Here is a 23389-nt window from a genome sequence, read left to right on the forward strand (position 1 = left end):
GGGTCCTCGGGGAGAAGCAGCGGGGGAAATCAGTGGACGGTGGGCGCGTCGGCGACGTTCGTTGTCAGACGGGCGAACAGCTGAGGCAGGTCGGGCAGGACGACGACATCGCCGTCGCGTCTCACCAGGCAGCGGACGTTCTCGCGCGGCCAGCGCATGCCAATCACGGGCGTGTCCTCGGCGTCTTGCGCCTTCAGCACGGTGACCTCGTTGACGCGGTCGGCGGCGAGTCCGATCAGGGTCGGATCGCCGTCGAGCTCCAATTCGATGACGATGATGCGGCTCTCCGCGGTATGGGCGGTCGCATCCATGCCGAACGACATGCGCAGATCGGCATAGGGGACGATCCGCCCGCGGAAGTTGATGACCGCCGCCGCCATCGGATCGGCGCCCGGCACCTGGGTCAGCGGCATCACGTCCAGGATCTCCCGAACGATGCCCGCTTCCAGGGCGAAGGTCTCGACGCCCAGGCCGAAGGTCAGGACCTCCAGGCCCTGATCAGGCGTCCAATGGGGGATTTTGTGATATGGCATGGGCTTATCCAGCGGCGAGACGCCGCTCCTCCTTGGGCTGGCCGAGCGCGACGAGCTGGGCGATGTCGAGGATCAGGGCGACCGAGCCGTCGCCGAGGATGGTCGCGCCGGCGAAGGACGCGACGTTGCGATGCAGCGGCGACATCGCCTTGATGACGGTCTGGTGGTTGCCGATGATCTGGTCGACGACTAGGCCGACGCGTTCCGCACCGATCCCGACGACGACGATCTTCTGATAGGTGTCGGGCCGGGTGTCGGTGGCGAACAGGTCGCGCAGCCGCAGGAACGGGATCAGCCGCTCGCGCAGAGTGATGATGCTGCGTCCGCGCGACCGCAGGTCCTCCTCGAGCGACAGCTCCAGGCATTCCTCGACCGCAGACAGCGGGATGACGTAGCGACCCTCGCCGACCCGCACGAGCAGGCCCTCGATGATCGCCAGCGTCAGCGGGATGCGCAGCGTGATCGTCGAGCCCTCGCCAGGCTGGCTCTTCACGTCGATCGATCCGCGCAGGCTTTCGATCGTCCGCTTGACGACGTCCATGCCGACGCCGCGCCCCGACAGGTTCGTCACCTGCGCGGCGGTCGAGAAGCCGGGATGGAAGATCATGCCCAGCAGCTCGTCCTCACTGACCGCCTGCCCCGGCTGGATCAGGCCGTTCGCCTCCGCCTTGGCGCGGACGCGTTCGCGGTCGATGCCGCGGCCGTCGTCGGTGATAGTGATCAGCACCTCGCCGCCCGCCTGATGCGCGCTGAGACGAATCAGGCCGCTTTCCGGCTTGCCGGCGGCGACGCGATCCGCGGCTTGCTCCAGCCCGTGGTCGCACGAGTTGCGGATGATATGGACCAGCGGATCGAACAGCCGCTCGATCACCGTCTTGTCGACCTCGGTCGTCTCGCCTTCGGTGACCAGCTCGATCGCCTTGCCGGTCTCGATGGCGAGGTCGTGGATCAGGCGGCGGAAGCGGCCGAACAGCGTCGACACCGGCACCATGCGCAGCACCATCATCGTGTCGCGCATCTCGCCGGCGAGTCGCTCAATCTCTTCCGACACCGAGCGCAGCGCCAGGTCGTGGCCGCTGTGGGCGAGCTGCGACAGCCGGCTTTGCGCGATGACGAGTTCGCCGACGCGGTCCATCAATTCGTCGAGCCGCTCGGCCGGTACGCGGACATGCTCGCCCTGCGCCCGCATGGCGACCGCCCGGCCGGCGCCGTCATTGGCGGCGACCACGGCCGTGCCCTGTGCTTCCGACTCTGCCGTCGGCGTCGCCTCGACCGCCTCGCCTTCGACCGCGAGCGGCTCGATGGCGATCTCCATGTCGTCCATGACGAACAGGAACACGTCCTCGATCGCCTCGCGCGAAATGTCACCGATCAGCGTGCAATCCCAGCCGAGCAAGCAATGGTTGGGCACCAGCTTGTCGAGCGGCGGCACCGCATCGGTGCGCACGGCAATCGTCGCCTCGCCCAGCTCGCGCAGCTCGTCCAGCAGCGCCAGCGGGTTGGTGCCGTTGGCCATCGCATCGGGCGGCAGGCGGAACGACAGCGTCCAGCCCTGCTTGACCGGCGCTGCCGCGACCGGAGCCGATCCCCCGCCGGCAGCGGCGTCGACCGCCGCGGCGAGCTTGGCCAGGATCGCGTCACCCGTTGCCTTGGGCGCGTCGCCGTCGACCAGCGCGCGCATATGGTCGCCCGCCGACAGGATGACGGTGACCAGGTCCTTGGTCGCGCGCACGTCACCCTTGCGGACGCGATCGAACGCGCTTTCGCAATGGTGGGTGAAGGCGGCCAGCGCATCGAACCCGAACATCGCGCCCGAGCCCTTCAGCGTGTGGAGCCCGCGGAACACCGCGTTCACCAGACCCATGTCGCCCAGGTTGTCGCGCAGGTCGAGCAGACCCTGTTCGACCTGCTCGAGCAGTTCGCCCGCCTCGATGCGGAACGCGGCTGTCGGATCCTCGCTCATCGCGCCAGCACCTTCTGCGCGACGCGGATGAGCTGTTCGGGCTGGAACGGCTTCACCAGCCAGCCGGTCGCGCCGGCGGCCTTCGCCTGGGCCTTCATCGCGTCATCGGACTCGGTGGTCAGGAAGATGATCGGGATGCCCGCCTGCGACGGCTGCTCGCGCAGCTTCTTGATCATCGTCAGGCCGTCCATGTTGGGCATATTGAGGTCGGTGACGATCAGGTCGAACCGCGTCGCGGTGGCTTTCGACAGCCCCTCGACGCCGTCCTCCGCCTCAGTGACGGCATAGCCAGCGCCGCTCAGGGCGATACGGATCGCCATGCGCAGGCTTGCGCTGTCATCGACGGTGAGGATGGAAGCAGTCATTGCGCAGTCTCTCCGTGGAACCAGAATTCAAAGTCTTGTCCGATGGGGTCGGTGAGGAAGCCGGCACGGTCGAGCAGCGCGCGCAGCGTCTCGTCGGCGGGATGGGCAAGCGTGAAATCCGCGCCGTTTCGCGCCGCTGTGACGCGCGCCGACTGGACGAGCTGAACGACGCTGAGATCGGGCGAAGTCGCCTGCGACAGGTCGAGCTGCACCGCCCCACCATCCGCCAGCGCATCGCGTAGATCCGCCGCCAGCGCGCCGATGCTCGGCAGGCACACGTCCTCTTTTGCGGTCACCGTGGTGATCGACATCCTGCATTTTCCTCGCTGTGATCCGATGGCCGCGGCAGTCACTGCGACATCGACGTTCCATGCGCCCGCCAACCGGCGGACAATTCAGACGCGTTACCCCGGCCCGGACCGTAACTGTCCGAAGCCGAACTTGCGGCGTTTGGAGAACGTCAGCTGCTCTCCTCCCACCTGCGATCAGCAACAGCTACGTCGAAAAAGTGAAACATGAATTAAGCTTACCCGCATTTTTGCTCATGTGGGTTAAGCTGGACAAGGGATGACCCGAGATGTCCGGCGATTTCAATGGTATGGCTAGCTCGCTGACGGCGGCGCCAATCGAAGTTTTTGAAGGTCGATGATGAAGTCGTCGGTTGCCGCGCTCGCGAGGGGCCGGCGGCCGGGCAAAAGGCAACACTCCTGCGTGCCGTTATCGACCCTCAAGACGTCGCCGCGGCGTTGCTCGACCCCGCGCTATCGATGCCCCGTAACTGATGACGTTCCGTCGTTTCAGCTATCGGCAAGCGGGCTGCTCGAGACGTCGATCGTTCGCCTTTCCGGCAACCCCTGCGGATATCTGCTAGCGGCCTAGACGGCCTTCTAGGATGCAGGGGACCAATGAGACGGCCCGGTTCGCTCGGGGCCGAGCCATCGCAGTGCTGGTGACCCCTACGGGAATCGAACCCGTGCTTCAGCCGTGAAAGGGCCGCGTCCTAACCGCTAGACGAAGGGGCCAGCGGGATTTCGCCTAGGCGGACGATGCGGCGCGGTCAAGCGCATGGATTTCGCCGCGGACCACGCTATGGTGATGTTAACGTTATCAGGGAGAGTGAGGCGATGGATCGGCGTGACTTCATCAGGACGGGCGCCGTGCTCGGCAGCGGGCTGGCGCTCGGCAGCGGCGCCGCGTCGGCGCAGCAGTCGGTCACCGCGCCGCGCGCCCCCTCCCCCGTCGGGCCGCGAGCCTTTCCGACCGGCTTTCGCTGGGGCTGCGCGACCGCAGCCTATCAGATCGAGGGTGGGGCGCGCGAGGACGGCCGCGGCGCCAGCATCTGGGACGTCTTCTCCCGCACGCCCGGCAAGGTCGCGAACGGCGACACCGGCGACGTCGCCTGCGACAGCTATCATCGCTATGCCGAGGATATCGCGCTGCTGAAGGCGCTGGGGGTCGGCCATTACCGCTTCTCGACCTCGTGGTCGCGGATCTTTCCTGAAGGCCGCGGCACGCTCAACCGCAAGGGCCTCGACTATTACAACCGCGTCGTCGACGGGCTGCTCGCCGCCGGCATCACACCGCACGTCACGCTGTTCCACTGGGATCTTCCCGCCGCCCTGCCCGGCGGCTGGCAGTCGCGCGACACCGCCAAGGCGTTCGCCGACTATGCGGGTTTCATGGCAAGCCAGTTGTCCGACCGCGTCGACCATTTCATGACGACGAACGAATTCTTCTGCTTCACCGATCTCGGCTACAAGGTCGGCAGCAAGGCGCCCGGGCTGAAGCTGCCCGATGCCGCGGTGAACCAGATCCGTCACCACGGCATCCTCGCCCACGGCCTGGGTGTCCAGGCGATCCGCGCACGGGCCAAGCGTCCGGTACAGGTCGGGCTCGCCGACAATCCGTCGATCTATTGCCCGGTCATCGAGACGCCCGAGCATATCGCCGCGGCGCGCAAGGCGACCCGCGTCGAGAACGCCCCCTTCCTCACCGCGGTGCTCGAGGGCCGCTATCTCGACAGCTATTTGAAAAAGGCCGGCGCCGCCGCGCCGAAGGTCGAGGCGGGCGACATGGCGGCGATCGGCAGCCCGGTCGATTTCGTCGGCCTCAACGTCTATGCCCCGGGCTGGGCGCGAGCGGCCGACGACGAGCATGGCTATGCGATCATCCCCCACAACCAGGCGTCGCCGCACATGGCATCGCCCTGGCTCTATGTCGGGCCGGAGACCGCCTATTGGGCGGTGCGCCACACGACCGACCAATGGAAGCCCAAGGCGATCTATATCACCGAAAACGGCTGTTCGTCGGACGACGCCATGATCGATGGCCGCGTCGATGATGCCGATCGCGTCATGTACCTGCGCAACTATATCGGCCACCTGCAGCGCGCCGCCGCCGAAGGCCTGCCGATCGCCGGCTATTTCCTGTGGAGCCTGATGGACAATTTCGAGTGGGAGGACGGCTATGGCAAGCGATTCGGCCTCCACTGGGTCGACTTCGCCACGCAGGCGCGGACGCCGAAGTTGAGCGCGCAATGGTATCGCGAACTGATCCGCCGCAACGCGCTGGTGTGACACCCCGCACCGCGACTTCGACAGACGGTCGGAACCGACTTGGTTGCGATCGCAACTGGAGCGGACATCGCCCATGTCGGCGAGGAACGCTTTCCTACATCGCGCTATCATGCCATCTATCGGCCGCTCTTTGACCTCGTCCGCCCTACCCCGCCGCACCGTCGCATTCAGATGACGGCGCTGGTCGCGCCGGCGCCCTGTCCGCGAGCGCACTGACGCGCGCCCGCGCGTAGAGGTGCGACCTTTGTGACTTTCGGGTAGCCTGATACCGGCGCTGCCCGTTTCTCGTGTGAAGAGTCTCAACATTCGTTCATGTAGCCGGTCGACAAGGCTGGCCGGCTGACGCAGACCACCAACGCCCGCGGCCTGACCGACTATTACGTCTACGACCAGCTCGGCCAGCGCATCCGCCACAGCAACTCGCTGCTGGGCACGACCGACGCCGAGACCACGCGCTACGACATCCAGGGTCGCGTCCTCGAGACCCGCGCCTTCGGCGGCGACGTCACCACCACCGACTACAGCTGGAGCGACAGCGTCGCCGCCACCGGGCTCGTCGCCGCGTCGACCGGCGGCATCGTCAGGAAGACCACCTACGCCAACACCCGCACCGCGTTCGAGACGACCGACGGCTTTGGCCATGTCGTCTCGACCACCAACATGGGCGGCGCGGTCACCACCACCGCTTACGACAAGGGCGGCCGCATCACGGCCCGCGAGACCAAGGTCGGCAACACGGTCACCGACACGCTCGCCTATCAATATTTCAACACCGGCCTCGCCCGCACCGCGAAAGGTGCTGGGAGGAGCCGGTGAAGGGATTTGAACCCCGAGCCCGGCAGGGCGAAGCGCCATCGCATCAGCAAGGGTTCGCCAGTTACCGCAACGTTGGAGCGGGTGAAGGGAATCGAACCCTCGTCGTAAGCTTGGAAGGCTTCTGCTCTACCATTGAGCTACACCCGCGCGCTTGGCGCTGAGCGTCTCTATCGCCCGAGCCGCTTGGCGGCAAGTCGGTTGGAGGGGACGCCGTTCGATACCACTATTCGGGCGGATCGGCGGCAATCTCTGGCGGTTGCGCTCACTCGTCGGCGGGCAGGCGTCAGGCGGCTTCCTGCGTCAGCGTGGCCTCGCGACGCGCCTGGATCACCTCGACCGCGTCGTCGCTGATCCGCGCCGCGGTGAGCACGCCCGTCTCGTACGCGCCGGTGTCGATGCCCAGCCGATTATCGCGCATCATCGGCCGGTCGTCCAACCAGCTGTGACCATGGACGATGATCTTCTCGAACGGCTTGGCGTAGTCGAGAAACTCGCGGCGAATCCAGAGAATATCGTCGCGCTCCTGCTTCGCGATCGGAACGCCGGGGACGATGCCCGCATGGACGAAGGCATAATCGCCATATTCGACCACCAGTTCCAGCTGGCGAAGCAGCTGATGATGCGATGCCGGCATATGATCAAGCAGGGCGTCGCGAAGCTCGATCATCTCGGCCGGCGACGGCGGCTCGCTGGGCACCGCGATGCCATAGGATTCGAGCGTGAACCGCCCGTCGCGCATCAGCCACTGGCGGTGCTGGATCGGCTGCTTCAGGAACAGCCGAAGCATCGCCTCGTGATTGCCCTCGAGCAAGCGCACATCGACCGAATTCGAGCGCACCAGCCACGCCAGGGCCGCGAGAACCTTCGCCGACTCGGGACCGCGGTCGATATAATCGCCACAGAAGATCAAAAGCGCTGGCCGGTCCGGGTCGCGCGCCGCCGCGTCGCGCCCGATCTCGGCAAGCAGCGCGTGGAGCAGATCGTAGCAGCCGTGGATGTCGCCGATCGCATAGACCGGCCGCCCGACCGTCGCGCCGCCCGGTGGGGCATGGGTTTCGCGACGCAGCGTGATCATCTCCACGCCATGGTGGGGCGTGCCGCCGCTTCCTGCGCCAGCGTCGTCAGGTCGGCCGCGACCATACCATAGATGCGCAATGCGCCCTGTGGATCGCCGGCCGCTCTCGTCCGCGCCCTGATCCACTCAGCGCGATAGTCGCGCAGGTCGCGGTTGCGGACGCCGGCACCAATCGCGTCGTTGTAGGCGTCCGCCACTTGGCGATCCGCCGCGAGCAGCGGCGTATCGGGGCAATCGCCGCGATCATCGCATGTCAGCCGCCGCGCGGGCACGACGACCGTCGGCACCAATGCCTCGTCGGTTGCATCGAACGGCCGAGCGGGCGCCGGTAGCGCGACCTCCGGCCGGCGCACGTCCCCGCCCACATCGCGCGCGCGGACCAGTCTCGACGGCGCGGCAGGCGCTTCGCGCTCGGCGCCGGCGAACGGCTCGGCCGCCATCGTTTCCGCAGGCGCCGGCGGCGTGGCGGCAGCGAGTGCCACCACCGGCTGGACCGGCGTCGGAGCGGGCGTTGCAATCTGGGTCCGATATGCCGGCGCCGGGGTGCCACCCGTCGCCTCGTTGCCGGCGATGAGTCCGCCCGTGACCATCACCGCCAGGGCGCCGACGCCGATCAGCGCCATCAGGGGCTTGCGCGATGCCGACGGCGCGACCGCCGCCTTCACAGGCGCGAGGTCGTCGATCGTCTCGCGGAGGCGCCGGTCCTCGCCGAAGATCGAACTCAGGTCGTCGGCGACGTGGCGAGCGAGAACCGTGGAATCGAAATGGTCGACGTGATCGGACGAGTGAAATGTCGTTGCCATGCAAGCCTCTATGCGACCGTGATGGCACACGGCGGATGAACGCCAGCCGACACGCACGTCGGGACGTCCGACAAGGCGGACAATCTGGTTTCCGGCTCGCGAACCACGCAAGCTCAACGATTTGGGGGGCGAGCGGTTGCACCGGGCGGGAACGGCTGCCCGCGTCCGCCGTTGACCCGGCATGGCCAACGACCCCTCCCCCCGCCCGGACATCCCCGCCGACAACGGCAAGCGCGCGTCCATCGATCGCGACGGATCGGTTCACGGCAGCGGTGTGGGCGCCGGTGGCGGTCAGGACGGCGAGGACCTCGACAACGATCGCGCCAATGGCGATGGTTATCCTCTCACCGGCAGCGAGGGCAACGACCAGCCCGATTGAGCGGCTGGTGGCGGACTTGCCGAGCGACGTAGCCCTCGATCAGATACCGCCGTCGGTCATCCCGAACCCTGCGTCGCCCAGTGCCTTGACCAGATCGGCGATGCACGCGTCGACCTTCGCCTGGTCGGGGCTCCTCACGACGAAATTGGCGCCGACCCGGCCTTCGCGGAAGAAGGGATAGCTGCCGATCGCGACACCGTCATGCGCTCGCTCGGCATCGCGAAGAATATCAGCGACCTCACTCTCGGCGACCCAGCCGCCGATCGTTCGCGACACGACCGGCTCGCCGCCCTCCAGCGTGCCCGTCAGCGCATCGAGCATGCCAGCGGTGATGTGCGGCACCCCGGCCATGACGAAGATGTTGCCGAACCGGATGCCTGGCGCTCCCGACACCTTGTTGGCGATCAGCTCGGCCCCCTCCGGCACGCGGGCCATCCGCGCCCGCGCCTCGGTCACGCCGCCGCGGGTCGCGTAATAGCGCTCCAAAATCGCCATCGCCTCGGGATGATGGACGACGCCGACGCCCAGTGCCGCCGCGATCGCATCGACCGTGATGTCGTCGTGGGTCGGGCCGATGCCGCCGGTCGTGAATAGATAGTCGTTGCGCGCCCGCAGCTGGTTCACTGCCTCGACGATCGCTTCCTCACGATCGGCGACCACGCGTACCTCGGCCAGGCGGATGCCCTGCACGTTCAGCCAGGCGGCGATCTGCGCCACGTTCTTGTCCTGGGTGCGCCCGGAAAGGATCTCGTCCCCGATCACCACCAGCGCCGCGGTCCAGATGCGCTTGTCGTTCATGCGCCCCGCATAGCCTCGCAAATCGATCGCCGCCACGCTATATGACGGCGATGGTCGAATACGTTACCGTCACCTCCGAAACGCCCGAGGGGCGCACCGGCGCGATCAAGCTGCACGGCCCCGCCGCTTTCGCTGGCATGCACCGGGCGGGACGCCTCGCCGCCGAAACGCTCGACATGCTGGTGCCGCACATGGTGCCCGGCGTCAGCACGGCAGAGATCGACCGCCTCATCTACGACTTCGTCCTGGCCGGGGGCGGCGTGCCCGCGACGCTGGGCTATCGCGGCTATACCCACTCGACGTGCATCTCGATCAACCACGTCGTCTGCCACGGCATCCCCAGCGACAAAACGCTGAAGGACGGCGATATCGTCAACGTCGACGTCACGCCGATCGTCGATGGCTGGCATGGCGACACCAGCCGGATGTACCTGATCGGCGACGTCCCGCTGAAGGCCAGGCGCCTGGTCGAGGTGACCTACGAATGCCTGATGCTCGGCATTGAGCAGGCGAAGCCCGGCAATCACATGGGCGACGTCGCCAACGCGATTCAGCGTCACGCCGAAAAGCACCGCTATGGCGTCGTCCGCGATTTCTGCGGCCATGGCCTCGGCCGCCTGTTCCATGACGCGCCCGAGGTCGTCCATGTCGGCCGCCCGGGCACCGGCCCCGAACTGAAGCCGGGCATGATCTTCACGATCGAACCGATGATCAACATCGGCCGGCCTGACGTGAAGCTTCTCGACGACGGCTGGACCGCAGTGACGCGCGACCGCTCGCTATCGGCGCAATTCGAGCATTCGATCGGCATCACCGACGACGGCTGCGAGATCTTCACGTGCAGCCCGAAGGGCTACCACCAGCCGCCCTATGGTTGAGGGCGGCTGACGGTCGGATCAACTTCCGGCGGCGACAGGCGCAACCGACCCGATGTAGACCGGGGCAAGCTCGAGGTAGACTCGCTCGGCATCCAACAGACGGTCCCGCGACGCTGCCAGGTCTACGGGGATTTGGCTTGGTTTGACGAGCGCGACCGTAATCTCCGACGAATAGCCGGCATTGTCGACACGACCGCCGCCGTACAGGCCGAGCAGTCGGCTCTCGCGCACATACAGATTGCGCGACACCACGATGACTGACGTCTTGCCCTGCTGACGAGCGAGGTCGGCCACGCGGAGTAGCGCTAGTTCCTGCACGATAGCCGCCGATCCCGCGCTTCCACCAAAATCCAGCGTGAAGCGATCGGGCGTTCCGCCCTTACGGATCAAGAAGCCATCTCCCGTCTTCTCGCCCAGCCAGTTGCGGCCCAGACTATAGTGGGGAAGGCGCGCCGGCGTTTCTGCTTCGGGCAACGCGACGTACAGGTCTTCCAGTTTCACGGGCGTGAAACGCTCGGCGTCGAGCTTGAGACGCCGGTCGGCAATGATCTTCGCCAATTCCTCCTTCGCCGGCGGATTAGCGCGGTACAGCGCCATAAGTACTTCCTGGCCCGTCTCGTCGCCGAGCAGTGGCTTGCCTGCGATCGCCGACATCAGGGCGGGGGGATCGCCGCGTCGCGCGATGGCCAGCAGGCCGACGTGACGCAGCGCTTCGTCATATGCCTCCCGCACAGGAGCCAACCTGGCCGTCAGATTGGCGTGGCGTAACCGATCGCCGCGCGACGGCTGCTTGCCGTTCGGCCTGAGCGGCAGATCGGCCGCCGCCTCGTCTAGCCTCGTCTTCACGGCCGCGAGCATTGCCGTCGCCACTTCTGGCCGGCCCTTCGCCGCGTGCGAAAAGGCGGTCGCGCAATCCAGCATGGCGGCTTGGGCGAAGATCTCGGCCTCGGCCACGCCATCGCGCTCGACCTGGAAACCGGTGTTGTCGCTCGGCGGAGTCAGGACGACTTGCGGGCGAAGCGCAATGACCGCGTCCCAATGACCGCTGCTGTATTCCGCAAGAAGCAGTTCGGTCAGCATCTCAGGCGCGAAGCGGACGATCTCGCGCAGTTCGGCGATATAGGCCGACGCATCGTGATCGATCGACGCCGCCAGACGAGCGGCGGCGTAGCACGCACGCGCGGCATACGGGCGCAGCGTCCGCACCCTGCGGGCCGCCGCGACCGCGTCGGCAGGTCTGCCAAGGCTGCCGAGCGCATAAGCACGCAGCAACTGGTTGCTCAGGCCCAGGCTGCGCTCGTACAGCGGCTCGCCGCTTGCTTTTCCTTGACGCGCCGACAGGTCGAGGTCGCTGAGCGCTCCGGTAGGATCCTTGGCGCCCAGCCGGTGCATTGCCCTCGCCTGGATAAGATTGACCCGCCGCAAATGATAGCCAGGCATCAGGTCGGGGTCCACGAGCGCTCGATCGCACGCAGCGGTGCCGTCCGCCGAAAAGGACACGTCGGTGCGGGAGCGATTGCCGCGTCCCGGCTCGGGCACAAAGATACCCAGTAGACCCATGGCGGGCTTGGTCATTCCATCGCCATGGCTATTCGGCGCGCCATAGCCATCGCATTTTACGAAATCATATTTGTCAGCTGCCGCCAAGGTCGCAATAAACAATGCCGCGACAGATGCCGCAGCCCCCAACATCCACTTCGCCAATGATGCCCCCATATCGATCGCGCGGGCTGATCGGAAATCGATCAGCCCTGCAATGTACCGGCAACCTTCATACGCCCCGATCGAAGATTGCCGGTGATCTTGAATTTGATCCGTCGGCTACACCGTCAGCGTGCCTCTCGATTGCTCGACGGCCGGTACACGATGAAGCGGCTGTTGTTCCAGATCGCCATCGCATCGTCGGGGCCGTTGCCGTAACGGACGACGTCGCCGGCCTCGCAATTGAAGCGCGAAATCGAGGCAAAGGCGCAGGCGGTAGCGCGACCGTCGCGCGGCACCTTCGTCAAGGTGAAGGTGTCGCCCACCTCGACATTGGTCTCGATCGGAACACTGTCGCCGAGCGAGCGATAGAGCACAAGCTTGTGCTTGGCCCCGTCCTTCATCACCCTGATTCGGTCGGGACGTCCATCGCGGTCGAAGTCGCCGGCAAGTACCGCATTGGGCCCCGTGGCGGCGAGCAGCATGGCAATCAACATCGGCGATCCTCCCTCGATTCAGGACAACTATGCGCGACACCCAGCCGACGCGCCAGTCCTGTCCTGCATCAAGATGCGCCCCTTGGCCTTGCCATGCGCACGATGCGAGTCACCGACGCTCTTTTCTCGCCGCGACCGCACCGCTAAATGGGCTGCGTGAGCCAATCCGAACCTGTTCGGCGTCTCGTCTATGCCAGCCGTGCGGTCGGGCAGGACTTTCGCCACGATCATCATGACATTCTCGCCGTGTCACGCCGCAACAACGGTATCGATGGGGTGTCCGGCGTCTTGTGGATCGATGCCGATCGTTATCTGCAAATACTTGAAGGGCCGACGGAAAGCGTCGCCTCCGCCTTCGATCGCATCGCCCGGGACCCGCGCCACGCCGATGTCGTGGTGCTCGACGATCGCGACGGGGTTGACCGACAGTTCGGCGACTGGTCGATGGCGGGGCTGCCCGGCGACGCCCCGGCGGACGCCGCCGTCCGGCTGAAGCGCATTCTCGATCGAGTCGACGCCGATGTCGCCCGCTATTTCGAACGGCTGTTGTCGGGGATCGGCGACCGGAAAGGGTGACGCGCGACGGCGCGCCCGCTATGGGCGCGCGCATGACCGCCATCACGCCCGAGATCGTCGCCGAACACGGCCTGTCCCCCGAGGAATATGACCGCGTCCGCCACGCGCTGGGCCGCGAGCCCAACTTGGTGGAACTTGGCATCTTTTCGGTCATGTGGTCGGAGCATTGCAGCTACAAGTCGAGCCGCCTCCACCTGAAGAAGCTGCCGACCGAAGGCCCCCAGGTGATCTGCGGTCCAGGCGAGAATGCCGGCGTGATCGACATCGGTGACGGCCAGGCCGCGATCTTCAAGATGGAGTCGCACAATCACCCGTCGTACATCGAGCCCTATCAGGGTGCGGCGACCGGCGTCGGCGGGATCCTCCGCGACGTCTTCACCATGGGCGCGCGGCCGATGGCGAATCTCAACGCGCTTCGGTTCGGCCGGCCCGACCATCCTAAGATGCGCCACCTGATCGCTGGCGTCGTCCACGGTATCGGCGGCTACGGCAATTGCGTCGGCGTGCCGACCGTCGGTGGCGAGGTGAATTTCCACCCGGCCTATGACGGCAATATCCTGGTCAACGCGATGACCGTCGGCGTCGCCGATCAGGACAAGATCTTCTATTCCGCCGCATCGGGCGTCGGCAATCCGATCGTCTACGTCGGCTCCAAGACCGGGCGCGACGGCATCCATGGCGCGACCATGGCATCGGCCGATTTCGGCGAGGATGCCGAGGAGAAGCGCCCCACCGTCCAGGTCGGCGATCCCTTCACCGAAAAGCTGCTGATCGAAGCGTGCCTCGAACTCATGGCCTCCGACGCGATCGTCGCGATCCAGGACATGGGCGCCGCCGGCCTGACGTCGTCGTCGGTCGAGATGGCGTCGAAGGGCGGCGTCGGCATCGAGCTGGTGATGGACGATGTTCCCCAGCGCGAAACCGGCATGACGCCGTATGAGATGATGCTGTCGGAAAGCCAGGAGCGGATGCTCATGGTGCTCAAGCCCGGCCGCGAGGATTTCGCCGAGGCCATCTTCCGCAAGTGGGAGCTCGACTTTGCGGTCATCGGCCACGTCACCGACACCGGGCACATGGTGCTGAAGTGGCAGGGCGAGACGGTGTGCGACATTCCGCTGGCACCACTCGCCGACGAAGCGCCGCTCTACGATCGACCGCACACCCCCACCCCGCCCGCCAAGGCGCTGGTCGACGTGCCCGAGAGCCGCGACATCGCCGCCGATCTGCTGGTGCTGATGGCATCGCCCGACATCGCCTCCCGCCGGTGGATCTGGGAGCAATATGATTCGATGGTCGGCGGCGACACCGTCCAGCGGCCGGGCGGCGACGCCGCGGTGGTTCGCGTCCACGGCACCGACAAGGCGCTGGCGATGACCACCGACTGCACGCCCCGCTATTGCTTCGCCGACCCGGTCGAGGGCGGCAAACAGGCGGTGGCGGAGACGTGGCGCAACCTGACCGCAGTCGGCGCGACGCCGCTCGCGATCACCAATTGCCTCAATTTCGCCAACCCGCAGCGGCCCGAGATCATGGGCCAGATCGTCGGGTGCCTGGAAGGGATGAGCCAGGCCTGCCGCGCGCTCGACTATCCGATCGTGTCGGGCAACGTCAGCCTCTACAACGAGAGCAAGGCGACCGGCGGCAGCTCGGCGATCCTGCCGACCCCGGCGATCGGCGGTGTCGGCCTGCTCAAGGATTGGTCGAAGAGCGCGACGATCGCGTTCAAGGGCTCGGGCGACGTCATCCTCGCCGTCGGCACGCGCCGCGGCGATCTTGGCCAGTCGCTGTGGCTGCGCGAGGTTCACGGGCGCGAGGAAGGGCCGCCGCCGCGTGTCGAGCTGGCGCAGGAGCGCGCGACCGGCGACCTGATCCGGGGGGCCATCCTTGCCGGCCAGCTGTCGGCGGTCCACGACGTCTCGGACGGCGGCATCGCGGTGACGCTTGCCGAAATGGCGCTGGCAGGCGACATCGGCGCGATGATCGATCGCAAGCAGCCGTTCGACTGCGCGCACAGCTTCTTCGCCGAGGACCAGGGTGTCTACATCGTCACCGTCCATGACCATGCGCTGCTCGACTTCCTCGGCGCCGCCCATGCCGCGGGTGTCGAGGCGGAGCCGCTCGGTCGCACCGGCGGCAAGCGGCTGATCTTCGAGCGACCGGACCGCGACGATGTGGTGACGCTCGACGCACTGCGGACCGCGCACGAGGGATTCTTCCCGAAGCTAATGGGCGCCGACGCGGCGCTGGCCTGACATCCACCTGCCCCGCTCCGTCATGCTGAACTTGTTTCAGCATCTTCTTGAGGTGTAGCGGACACCTTCGACGAGATCCCGAAACGAGTTCGGCATGACGGCACGGGCGATGAAATGACCGATACACCAGCAACGCCCGGTCAACGCTACCTCGCGCTAGACTTCATTCGCGGCATCGCGGTGATGGGCATCCTGCTCGCCAACCTCCCGGCGTTCGGCATGCCCGAGGCGGCCTATTTCTCCCCACTGGCCTGGGGCGGCACGTCGACGCCCGACATCGTCGCCTGGTTCGCCACCTTCGTCCTCGTCGAAGGCAAGATGCGCGGCATGTTCTCGTTCCTGTTCGGCGCATCGATGCTGCTGGTGATTGAGCGTGCCGAGGCCGGCGGCGACAATGGTGCGGCGGTCCACTTCCGGCGCATGGCGGTGTTGTTCGTCATCGGCTGTTGCCACCTCTACCTGATTTGGTGGGGCGACATTCTCGCCCATTATGCGCTGGTCGGATGCCTCGCGTGGATGTTCGTCCGTCTGCCCACCAAGTGGCTTCTCGGCGTCGGCGCCGCAATGATCCTGCTTCAGACGCTCAGCAGCGCGATGCTGACCGCGCAGGTGTTCGCGGCAGGGCCGCGCACCACGCCCGAACAAATCGAGACGTGGAATTATTTCGCCACCGCGTTCGGCGTGCCGCCGCGCGCCGATCTGCTGCGTGAGGTCGCCGCCTATTCGGGCTCATGGACGCGGTCGGTCGGGTGGCGATGGCAGCATGCGATAAGCCCCTTCACCATGCTGCCGATCGGCGGCGCCGAGACGCTCGGCTACATGCTCTTCGGCATGGCGGCGCTGCGCAGCGGCTTCGTCACCGGCGACTGGTCGCGTGTCGCCTATCGGCGCTGGGCGGCGATCGGCATCGGCGTCGCGGGGCCGGTATATGTCCTGCTGGCGATCAACAGCATGGCCCATGGCTATGACCAGCGCTGGATCGTCGTCGCCTCGTTGCTCGCCGCGACGCCGCTCCGCCCGGTCCTCTTCACCGCCTATGTCGCACTGCTCATACTGGCGATCCGACCGGGCGGATGGCTGACGGATCGGGTCGCAGCGGCCGGCCGCGTCGCCTTTACCAATTATCTCGGCACGTCGTTGCTGATGTCGTTCGTCTTCGACGGCTGGGGACTGGGGCTGTTCGGCAAGCTGTCGCGGGCACAGCTCTACCTGCTCGCGCCGCTCGTCTGGCTGATGATGCTGGCCTGGTCGCGGCCATGGCTGACACGTTATCGCTTTGGTCCGCTCGAATGGGTGTGGCGCACGCTGTCGCGGGGGCGCCTTCAGCCGATCAAGGGTGCTGCCGTCGCGCCGAATTGACACGTACAGGTTGCGAGTGCGACGCAACAAGCCTTGCGAGTTACTCTCATTAGCCCTATCGCTCCGACCTCGATCGGAGAATCGCATGGTCGTGTGTGTGTGCAATGCCATCCGGGAAAATCAGGTTCGCGCCTGCGCTCGCGACGGATGCCGGACGCCATGCCAGGCATTTCGAGCGCTGGGCCGCCAGGCAAAATGCGGGCAATGCGCGGTCGTCGCGCGCGCCATTCTCGACGAAGAGCGCGCGGCCGCTTAACCAGGGTTGCCCAGACAGCAATCGCCTCGCTAGACGGTCACCTATCAATTGGGAGCGCATGCGATGAAGGGCGACCAGAAGGTCATCGATTATCTGAACGAGGCGCTCAAGAACGAGCTGACCGCGGTCAATCAATATTGGCTGCATTACAGGCTGTTCGAACATTGGGGCGTGTACAAGCTGGCGCAGTTCGAGCGTCACGAATCGATCGACGAGATGAAGCATGCCGACATGCTGTCGGAGCGCATCCTGTTCCTCGACGGGCTGCCCAATTTCCAGCTGCTTGGCCGGCTGCGGATCGGCGAGACGGTTGAGGAAGCGCTGAAGGGCGATCTGGCGCTGGAGATCGAGGCAGTCGAGCAGCTCAAGGGCGCGATCGCCTATTGCGAGGAAATCCGCGACTACGTCAGCCGCGATCTGTTCGCCTACATTCTCGCCGGCGAGGAAGAGCATGTCGACACGCTGGAACGCCAGTTCGAGATGATCGCCCGCATGGGGCTGCAGAACTATGTCCAGCTCAACGCGATGAGCGAGCACGACACACCAGAGGCCGGCGCCGCACCGTATCTGAAGGGCAAGTAGTCAGACCCCGTCGTTGCCGGCGCAGCGAAGCGATCCAGTGCGTCCTGATCCGTCGCTGGATTGCTTCGCTGCGCTCGCCATGACGAGATAGCTTAAGCTACCCGGCGTCCGAAGCCCGCGCTCATCCCCGGCTGGCGGCGGTTGACCAGCGGGCTCGCCTCGCGCTCCAACAGCGTCAGCGTCTGCTCGAACAGGCCGCGCAGCTGGACGATATGCTCCAGCGCCTGTTCGGGCGTGTCGTGGATCTCGACGCAATCGCGCGCGACATTCTCGATCGTCTCGGCCAGGCGCGCGAGCGGCTCGGCGCCGAACTGACGGGCCTCGCCCTTCAGCGTGTGCGCCGGAATGACCATCGCCGCCGCGCTCGAATCGCGCATCGCCTGCTCGATCGCGGCGACCGACTTGACGCCGTCTTCACGGAAATAGCCGAGGATCCGGACGAAGCCCGCGCCCAGCTCGCTTCGGGCGTGCGCGAACGCTGCCCAATCCACCAACGTGCTGCCTTCGAACGACAACGCCTGCCTCCTCGTTGTCGCGATCCGATCGGTTCGCGACGTGTCAGGGGGCAGTGATACGGGCAAAGGGTAAAGGCTTTGTTGTCCCGCCGTTCAATTCTTGTCTCGGTCGAACGGATTGCTGGGCGCACGCAGCATCAGCCGCACGGGTACTGCGCCAAAGCCAAGCTCGCGTCGCATGGAGTTGATCAGATAGCGCTCATAGCTGGCCGGCAATTGATCGACGCGCGTACCGAAGATCACGAAGCTCGGCGGCCGCGTGTTGACCTGAGTGACGTAGCGCATCTTGATCCGCTTGCCGCCGGGGGCGGGCGGCGGCGTCGCCGCGATCGCGCGCTCGAACCAGCGGTTGAGTTCGCCCGTCGGCACGCGCTTCGACCACGCCTCGCGCGTTTCGAACGCCGTCTCCAGCAGCTGGTCCAGCCCCCTGCCCGTCTCGGCCGACACCGTCAGCAGCGGCACACCCTTCACCTGGCTCAGCCCGTCCTCCAGCGCCTTCTTCACGCCGTTGAACAGCGACGAGGCGTCCTGCGCCACGTCCCATTTGTTCAGCGCGATGACGAGCGCACGCCCCTCCTGCAGCACCTTGTCGGCGATGCGCAGGTCCTGCGATTCGAGCCCGAGCGTCGCATCGAGCAGCAGCACCACCACTTCGGCGAAATCGACCGCGCGCAAGGCGTCGGCGACCGATAGTTTCTCGAGCTTTTCCTGCACCTTGGCGCGCTTGCGCATGCCAGCAGTATCGATCAGCCGCACCCGCCGCGGCACTTGCTTGCGGTCGGTCCAGATCCAGTCGATCGCGATCGAATCGCGCGTGATCCCAGCCTCGGGGCCGGTTATCAGGCGATCCTCGCCGATGAAGCGGTTGATGAGCGTCGACTTGCCCGCATTGGGGCGCCCGACGATCGCCAGCTTCAGCGGCGCATCGGGGCTCGAATCGTCATCGCCCAGATCGGGCGCTTCCCATTCGCCGATGATCGGCAGCAGCGCCTCGAACAGGTCGGCGACGCCCTCGCCATGTTCGGCCGACAGCTGTACCGGGTCGCCGAAGCCGAGCGCCAGCGCCTCGAGCACGCCCTGCTCGCCCGACCGGCCTTCGGCCTTGTTGGCGACGAGGATGATCGGCGTGTCGGACCCGCGCAGCCAGCGTGCGATCTCTTCGTCGAGCGGCACGACGCCGGCGCGGGCGTCGACCATGAACAGCGCGACATCGGCTTCGTCGACCGCCGCCTGCGTCTGGCGGCGCATCCGGCCGGGCAGCGTATCGGGATCCTCGTCCTCGTAACCGGCGGTGTCGATGACGCGGAAGTCTAGTCCGACGAGGCTCGCCTCACCCATGCGGCGATCGCGCGTGACGCCGGGCTGGTCGTCGACCAGCGCCAGCTTCTTGCCGACGAGGCGGTTGAACAGCGTCGACTTGCCGACATTGGGACGGCCGACGATCGCGACGGTAGGGAGCAAAGGCATAAGCCTGCGCCCTAGCGGGTTAGCGCGCGGGCGTCACGCATCCCGTTTTCGCACCTCCGCCAACCCCGCCTTCGCGAGGATGACGAAGCTTACCGATAGGCCGCGATGCGCCCGTCCTGGCTCAGCGTGTACAGCTTCGACTTCGCGACGATCGGCGGCAGCGTGAAGTCGTCCTTGGTGTCGATCGTGTTCAGCACATGGCCGTCCTCGATCGCCGCCGACACGATCTGCCCGCGCGAATTGGTCAGGATCAGGCGGTTGCCCGCCAGCACCGGCCCGTACCAGGTGATCGGCCCCGACTTCTTCTTTTCCTTGCGATAGCGTGGCAGCTGCGAGATCCAGCGCGCCTTGCCGTTCGACCGCGCCAGGCACACCAGCCGCGCGTCGTCGGTGACGACGAACAGCCATTCGCCCGCCACCCACGGCGTCGAGATGCCGGCGAAATTCTGCTCCCACAGCCGCTGGCCGGTCGCCAGCTCGAGCGCGACGATGCGCCCGCCCTGCCCGATGGCATAGACGCGGCCGTTGTCGATCACCGGCTCGGCGTCGATGTCGGACAGCGTCGAGACCGAGGTGTTGATCGAGGTGCGCGACAGCGCGTCCTGCCACAGCACGCGGCCATTCTCGTAGCGATAGGCCGACAGCTCGCCCGACGAGAAGCCGGCGACGACCGTTCCCTGGCTTGCCGCCGGCGCCGCGACGCCGAACACGCCCTGTTGCTCCAGCGTGCCGGCGGCGGCCCACTGGACCTTGCCGTCGGCCTGGGCGACCGAGAACATCTGATTGTCCTGCGACAGGATCAGGACCGAGCCATAGGCGACCGTCGGCGCGCCGCGCAGCGGTCCGCCGGGCTTCGCGCGCCACAGTTCCTTGCCGGTCGCGGCATCGAGCGCGACGACGTCGCCGACGCCGTCGGCGGCGTAGACTTTGCCGTCGTCATAGCTGACGCCGCCGCCGAAGCGCGACGGTCGGTTCTTGTCGCCCTGCGCGATCTCGGTGCTCCATACCGGTGCCCCCGTCGCCGCGTTGAAGGCGTGGACGGTCGCATCGACGTCCATCGCGAACAGCTTGTCGCCGCCGACCACCGGCGCGGCGGCCAGCCGCTCGCGGTCGTTGCCGCCCTTGATCGCCGCGGTCCAGGCCTGGGCCGGCGACGCGCCGAGCGCTAGCTGGCCCATGGTCTTGGCGGCGTTGCCGCCCGGCTGCGCCCATTCGTCGTTGACGGCGGCGGCAGGCACGGTCACCTGTAGCGCCGCGATCGCCGGGTCGGCCTCGACCGCGGTTTCGGATACCAGGATCGGCACGCGCTGGCCGACGGTCGGCGTCTTCTTCGGCGCGCCCTTGAAGATGCCGCAGGCCGACAGCGCGACGAGTGCCGCGATGGCGACGCCGGAACGAAGCTTGGTGGTCATTTCGTCGGGGAACCTTCGTTCTGCGGGGTCGACCCCGTGCCCACTAGCCCTGCCATCTGAACCGCGCGTTGACGGATCGGCTCGGGCACGCTGGCATCCTTGCCCAGCTGGCTGAACATCTGCTTGGCCAGCGCATTCTGGCCCTGCTTCATCCTGGCGATCGCGGTCATCTCGCCGGCGCTGCCGTACCAGGCGTTACCGGGGATCGTCAGCGGACGCATCCGCTCGATGACGACATCGGGCTTGAGCGAGTCGAATTCGACCGAGGTCTGGCGGATCAGCGCCAGGTCGCGGAACGGCTTGGCGAGGCTCTGGTCGCCGGCGATCGCGGCGAACTTGGCCGCGGCGCCGCGGGTGTCGCCCTTCGCCAGCATCTGGTCGCCCTGCGCGAAGAGCGCCAGCGCACGATAGCCGTCCGCCTTCGACCGCGACAGGGCATCGAGTGTCGGCGCGGCCTGCGCGTCGCTGCCCGCCGCCAGCTGGTCGTAGGCGGCCTGAAGCTTTTCGCCCTGCTCACCGGCGGCGACGACATTGCGATGCTGCCAATAGAGAAAGCCGCCGAACGCCGCGAGGCCGCCGACGATCGCCACGATCAGCAGCTTGCCATAGCGCTGCCAGAACGACAGCATCTGGTCGCGCCGCAGTTCGTCGTCGACCTCGCGCAGGAATGCTTCGTTGGATTGCGGGGTGAGCGCCAAGCTTGGCTCCGATGGGTGTCTGGAAGGAAGCGCCAGCCCTTAGCGCTGACGCGGACGAAACGAAAGCCGGATCAGGGGCGTGGTTTGTAGACGTGGTCGTCGCCGGGGAAGCTGCGGCTGCGAACCTCGTCGGCATAGCGTGCCGCCGCCTCGCCGATCCGGCCGGCGAGATCGTCGTAGCGCTTCACGAAGCGCGCGGTCCGCTCGAACATGCCCAGCATGTCGTCGATAACCAGCACCTGGCCATCGCAGGCCGCCGACGCGCCGATGCCGATCACCGGGCATGCCACCGCCTCGGTAATGGCGCGCGCCAGCGGCTCGACCACCCCCTCCACCACCAGCGCGAAGGCGCCGGCATCGGCCACCGCCCGCGCGTCGCCGAGGATCTTCCCTTCCTCCGCCGTGCTGCGGCCCCGTGCGCCATAGCCGCCAAGGGCGTTGACCGCCTGCGGGGTCAGCCCGACATGGCCGACGACGGGGATGCCGCGCTGGCTGATGAACGCCACCGTTGGCGCCATTGCCTCGCCGCCCTCCAGCTTGACGGCGGCGGCGCCGGTTTCAGCCATGATCCGCGCCGCGCTGGCGAACGCCGCCTCCGGCCCCGCCTCGTAGCTGCCGAACGGCATGTCGATGACGACCACCGAATGATAGCTGCCCCGCACCACCGCCGCGCCGTGGCGGCACATCATCTCGAGCGTCACCTGCAAGGTCGAGGGAAAGCCGTAGATCACCTGACCCAGGCTGTCGCCGACCAGCAGCATGTCGCAGTGCGGGTCGAGCAGCTGCGCCATCCGTGCGGTATAGGCGGTGAGCATCACGATCGGCTCCCCACCTTTACGCGCCTGAATCGCGGGCACGGTCAATCGCTTGAGCGGCGCCGGGGTCGGGTTGGCGCGGCTGGTCGCGGTGTCGAGCTGATAGGTCGTGGACATCGACGCGCCCTATCCTGCCGCGGTCAATCGATCCAGCCGCGCGTCCGGGCATGACCCGCCAGCCACGCGCCAAACGCCGCGGCCGCGACGATGATGATCGGGAACGGCAGCACGACGAGCGCCCCCTTGTGCGCGACGATGTCGCTCCTGACGAACAGCCAGCCGAACTGGACGATCACGGCGACCAACGAGATCAGGAACAGCGGCCGCGCCAGCACCGAGCGGGCGAGCAACGCCAGCGCGCCGAGGAAGCCGGTGCCGACCGCCACGGCATAGACCGCGTTGTACCAGATCGGCAGCGTCGCATAGAGTGCGCGGTCATAGTCGCTCGCCGGCCCCATCGCCTCGGCGCCGAGCCGAAACTGCTGCAGGCACGCCCAGCATCCCGCGACGCCCCAGACCAGCAGGATGGCCGCGACGATGCGGAACCACATCGGAACAGACTTGCGCCCGTCGATCATCACTACTCTCCCCTCTGGCACAAAGTCTGCGCGCGAGGCCGCCGCGCCGCAACCCTCAACCGAACAGCGCGGCGTAGCGATCGGGCTTAAAGCCGACCTCCAGCGTGTCGCCATGTTCCAATACCGGGCGGCGGATCATTGCGGGACTGGCCGTCATCAGCGCGAGCGCCTTGTCGCGGTCGATCGCCTGCTTGTCGGCATCGGGCAGGGCGCGGAAGGTCGTGCCATTCCGGTTGAGCAGCGCTTCCCAGCCGAGCCGATCCACCCATCCCGCCAGACGTCCGGCATCGACCCCGTGGGCGCGATAGTCGTGGAAGCGCGCCTCGACGCCGTGGTCGGCAAGCCACTGGCGCGCCTTCTTCATCGTGTCGCAGTTCTTGATGCCGTAGATGGTGGTCATGAAATCTCCGTCGTCGTCGTCGCGATGGCGCGATAGGCAGGGTCGGCGCGAATGTTGAGACTCTTCACACACCAGCGGCCGACGGCCCGCCGGTT

25 protein-coding genes and 2 tRNA genes are annotated in these 23389 nt (G+C 66.7%); 9 read left to right on the forward strand and 18 right to left on the reverse strand.

All coding sequences use genetic code 11. From position 1 onward, the window contains the following. Nucleotides 1–29: 29 nt before the first annotated feature. From GGQ80_RS05525 to GGQ80_RS05545, 5 genes are all read right to left on the reverse strand, one after another. Complete coding sequence (locus GGQ80_RS05525) at nt 30–533, reverse strand: chemotaxis protein CheW (RefSeq protein ID WP_183982870.1); 504 nt, start codon at nt 531–533, stop codon at nt 30–32. Nucleotides 534–537: 4 nt separating this feature from the next. Beyond that, on the reverse strand, nt 538–2496 hold the full coding sequence (locus GGQ80_RS05530) for a chemotaxis protein CheA (RefSeq protein ID WP_183982871.1): 1959 nt from the start codon (nt 2494–2496) through the stop codon (nt 538–540). Beyond that, on the reverse strand, nt 2493–2861 hold the full coding sequence (locus GGQ80_RS05535; protein WP_183982872.1) for a response regulator: 369 nt from the start codon (nt 2859–2861) through the stop codon (nt 2493–2495). The genes GGQ80_RS05530 and GGQ80_RS05535 overlap by 4 nt, the downstream gene beginning before the upstream one ends. Further along, entirely contained in the window at nt 2858–3172 is a 315-nt protein-coding gene (locus GGQ80_RS05540; RefSeq protein WP_183982873.1) for an STAS domain-containing protein, read from the reverse strand. Before GGQ80_RS05540 ends, GGQ80_RS05535 begins: the two co-directional genes overlap by 4 nt. A 636-nt stretch (nt 3173–3808) precedes the next feature. Next, nucleotides 3809–3883, reverse strand: a tRNA-Glu gene (locus tag GGQ80_RS05545). Nucleotides 3884–3985: 102 nt separating this feature from the next. Between GGQ80_RS05545 and GGQ80_RS05550 the strand changes: the two genes are divergently transcribed. Then, nucleotides 3986–5437 carry a GH1 family beta-glucosidase gene (locus GGQ80_RS05550; protein ID WP_183982874.1) on the forward strand — a complete coding sequence of 484 codons (1452 nt, stop codon included), beginning with the start codon at nt 3986–3988 and terminating at the stop codon, nt 5435–5437. Nucleotides 5438–6097: 660 nt separating this feature from the next. Beyond that, nucleotides 6098–6253: a hypothetical protein gene (locus GGQ80_RS18730; RefSeq protein WP_183982875.1), complete on the forward strand. Its 156-nt coding sequence runs from the start codon at nt 6098–6100 to the stop codon at nt 6251–6253. 73 nt (nt 6254–6326) lie between these two features. On the opposite strand, the gene GGQ80_RS05565 is transcribed toward GGQ80_RS18730, so the two are convergent. The 3 genes from GGQ80_RS05565 to GGQ80_RS05575 all read right to left on the reverse strand — a co-directional run bounded on the left by GGQ80_RS05565 (nt 6327) and on the right by GGQ80_RS05575 (nt 8131). Beyond that, nucleotides 6327–6400, reverse strand: a tRNA-Gly gene (locus GGQ80_RS05565). Between the two features lie 136 nt (nt 6401–6536). Beyond that, the gene (locus GGQ80_RS05570) at nt 6537–7328 is read right to left on the reverse strand and encodes a metallophosphoesterase family protein (protein ID WP_183982876.1); all 792 of its coding nucleotides are present in this window, start codon (nt 7326–7328) and stop codon (nt 6537–6539) included. Then, nucleotides 7325–8131, reverse strand: a complete 807-nt coding sequence (locus GGQ80_RS05575; RefSeq protein ID WP_183982877.1) for a hypothetical protein — start codon at nt 8129–8131, stop codon at nt 7325–7327. The genes GGQ80_RS05570 and GGQ80_RS05575 overlap by 4 nt, the downstream gene beginning before the upstream one ends. Nucleotides 8132–8312: 181 nt before the next feature. Here GGQ80_RS05575 and GGQ80_RS05580 point away from each other — a divergent pair, with 181 nt between their 5' ends. After that, complete coding sequence (locus GGQ80_RS05580) at nt 8313–8510, forward strand: hypothetical protein (RefSeq protein ID WP_183982878.1); 198 nt, start codon at nt 8313–8315, stop codon at nt 8508–8510. A gap of 39 nt (nt 8511–8549) precedes the next feature. Here the strand turns inward: GGQ80_RS05580 and GGQ80_RS05585 are convergent, their stop codons facing one another. Next, nucleotides 8550–9308 carry a competence/damage-inducible protein A gene (locus tag GGQ80_RS05585; protein ID WP_183982879.1) on the reverse strand — a complete coding sequence of 253 codons (759 nt, stop codon included), beginning with the start codon at nt 9306–9308 and terminating at the stop codon, nt 8550–8552. A gap of 50 nt (nt 9309–9358) precedes the next feature. On the opposite strand from GGQ80_RS05585, the gene map reads away from it, so the two are divergent. After that, nucleotides 9359–10186, forward strand: a complete 828-nt coding sequence (map, locus tag GGQ80_RS05590) for a type I methionyl aminopeptidase (RefSeq protein ID WP_183982880.1) — start codon at nt 9359–9361, stop codon at nt 10184–10186. A gap of 18 nt (nt 10187–10204) precedes the next feature. Here map and GGQ80_RS05595 read toward each other — a convergent pair whose 3' ends face one another. Then, complete coding sequence (locus GGQ80_RS05595; protein ID WP_183982881.1) at nt 10205–11890, reverse strand: hypothetical protein; 1686 nt, start codon at nt 11888–11890, stop codon at nt 10205–10207. 125 nt (nt 11891–12015) lie between these two features. Next, on the reverse strand, nt 12016–12384 hold the full coding sequence (locus GGQ80_RS05600) for a hypothetical protein (protein ID WP_183982882.1): 369 nt from the start codon (nt 12382–12384) through the stop codon (nt 12016–12018). A 156-nt stretch (nt 12385–12540) separates the two neighbouring features. On the opposite strand from GGQ80_RS05600, the gene GGQ80_RS05605 reads away from it, so the two are divergent. The 5 genes from GGQ80_RS05605 to bfr all read left to right on the forward strand — a co-directional run bounded on the left by GGQ80_RS05605 (nt 12541) and on the right by bfr (nt 17409). After that, the gene (locus GGQ80_RS05605; protein ID WP_183982883.1) at nt 12541–12960 is read left to right on the forward strand and encodes a BLUF domain-containing protein; all 420 of its coding nucleotides are present in this window, start codon (nt 12541–12543) and stop codon (nt 12958–12960) included. 32 nt (nt 12961–12992) lie between these two features. Then, nucleotides 12993–15212, forward strand: coding sequence for a phosphoribosylformylglycinamidine synthase subunit PurL (gene purL, locus GGQ80_RS05610; protein ID WP_183982884.1), 2220 nt, complete (start codon nt 12993–12995; stop codon nt 15210–15212). Nucleotides 15213–15326: 114 nt separating this feature from the next. After that, nucleotides 15327–16571: a DUF418 domain-containing protein gene (locus tag GGQ80_RS05615; RefSeq protein ID WP_183982885.1), complete on the forward strand. Its 1245-nt coding sequence runs from the start codon at nt 15327–15329 to the stop codon at nt 16569–16571. A gap of 85 nt (nt 16572–16656) precedes the next feature. Further along, nucleotides 16657–16827 (forward strand): (2Fe-2S)-binding protein, encoded by a 171-nt coding sequence (locus GGQ80_RS18415; protein WP_246346863.1) that lies wholly within the window; start codon nt 16657–16659, stop codon nt 16825–16827. Between the two features lie 63 nt (nt 16828–16890). After that, nucleotides 16891–17409 carry a bacterioferritin gene (bfr, locus tag GGQ80_RS05620; protein WP_183982886.1) on the forward strand — a complete coding sequence of 173 codons (519 nt, stop codon included), beginning with the start codon at nt 16891–16893 and terminating at the stop codon, nt 17407–17409. Between the two features lie 92 nt (nt 17410–17501). Here the strand turns inward: bfr and GGQ80_RS05625 are convergent, their stop codons facing one another. From GGQ80_RS05625 to GGQ80_RS05655, 7 genes are all read right to left on the reverse strand, one after another. Further along, nucleotides 17502–17924, reverse strand: a complete 423-nt coding sequence (locus GGQ80_RS05625) for an Hpt domain-containing protein (protein WP_183982887.1) — start codon at nt 17922–17924, stop codon at nt 17502–17504. A gap of 93 nt (nt 17925–18017) precedes the next feature. Continuing rightward, nucleotides 18018–19391 carry a ribosome biogenesis GTPase Der gene (gene der / locus GGQ80_RS05630; RefSeq protein WP_183982888.1) on the reverse strand — a complete coding sequence of 458 codons (1374 nt, stop codon included), beginning with the start codon at nt 19389–19391 and terminating at the stop codon, nt 18018–18020. An 89-nt stretch (nt 19392–19480) separates the two neighbouring features. Further along, complete coding sequence (locus tag GGQ80_RS05635; protein ID WP_183982889.1) at nt 19481–20803, reverse strand: PQQ-binding-like beta-propeller repeat protein; 1323 nt, start codon at nt 20801–20803, stop codon at nt 19481–19483. Then, nucleotides 20800–21501 carry a tetratricopeptide repeat protein gene (locus tag GGQ80_RS05640; RefSeq protein ID WP_183982890.1) on the reverse strand — a complete coding sequence of 234 codons (702 nt, stop codon included), beginning with the start codon at nt 21499–21501 and terminating at the stop codon, nt 20800–20802. Before GGQ80_RS05640 ends, GGQ80_RS05635 begins: the two co-directional genes overlap by 4 nt. Nucleotides 21502–21572: 71 nt before the next feature. Beyond that, nucleotides 21573–22433 carry a 3-methyl-2-oxobutanoate hydroxymethyltransferase gene (gene panB / locus GGQ80_RS05645; RefSeq protein ID WP_183982891.1) on the reverse strand — a complete coding sequence of 287 codons (861 nt, stop codon included), beginning with the start codon at nt 22431–22433 and terminating at the stop codon, nt 21573–21575. 23 nt (nt 22434–22456) lie between these two features. Next, complete coding sequence (locus GGQ80_RS05650; RefSeq protein WP_246346864.1) at nt 22457–22894, reverse strand: hypothetical protein; 438 nt, start codon at nt 22892–22894, stop codon at nt 22457–22459. Nucleotides 22895–22949: 55 nt separating this feature from the next. Then, on the reverse strand, nt 22950–23294 hold the full coding sequence (locus GGQ80_RS05655) for an ArsC family reductase (protein ID WP_183982892.1): 345 nt from the start codon (nt 23292–23294) through the stop codon (nt 22950–22952). Nucleotides 23295–23389: the final 95 nt, after the last annotated feature.

Origin of the sequence: Sphingomonas jinjuensis, from assembly GCF_014197105.1 — a bacterium.
Taxonomy (GTDB): domain Bacteria; phylum Pseudomonadota; class Alphaproteobacteria; order Sphingomonadales; family Sphingomonadaceae; genus Sphingomonas; species Sphingomonas jinjuensis.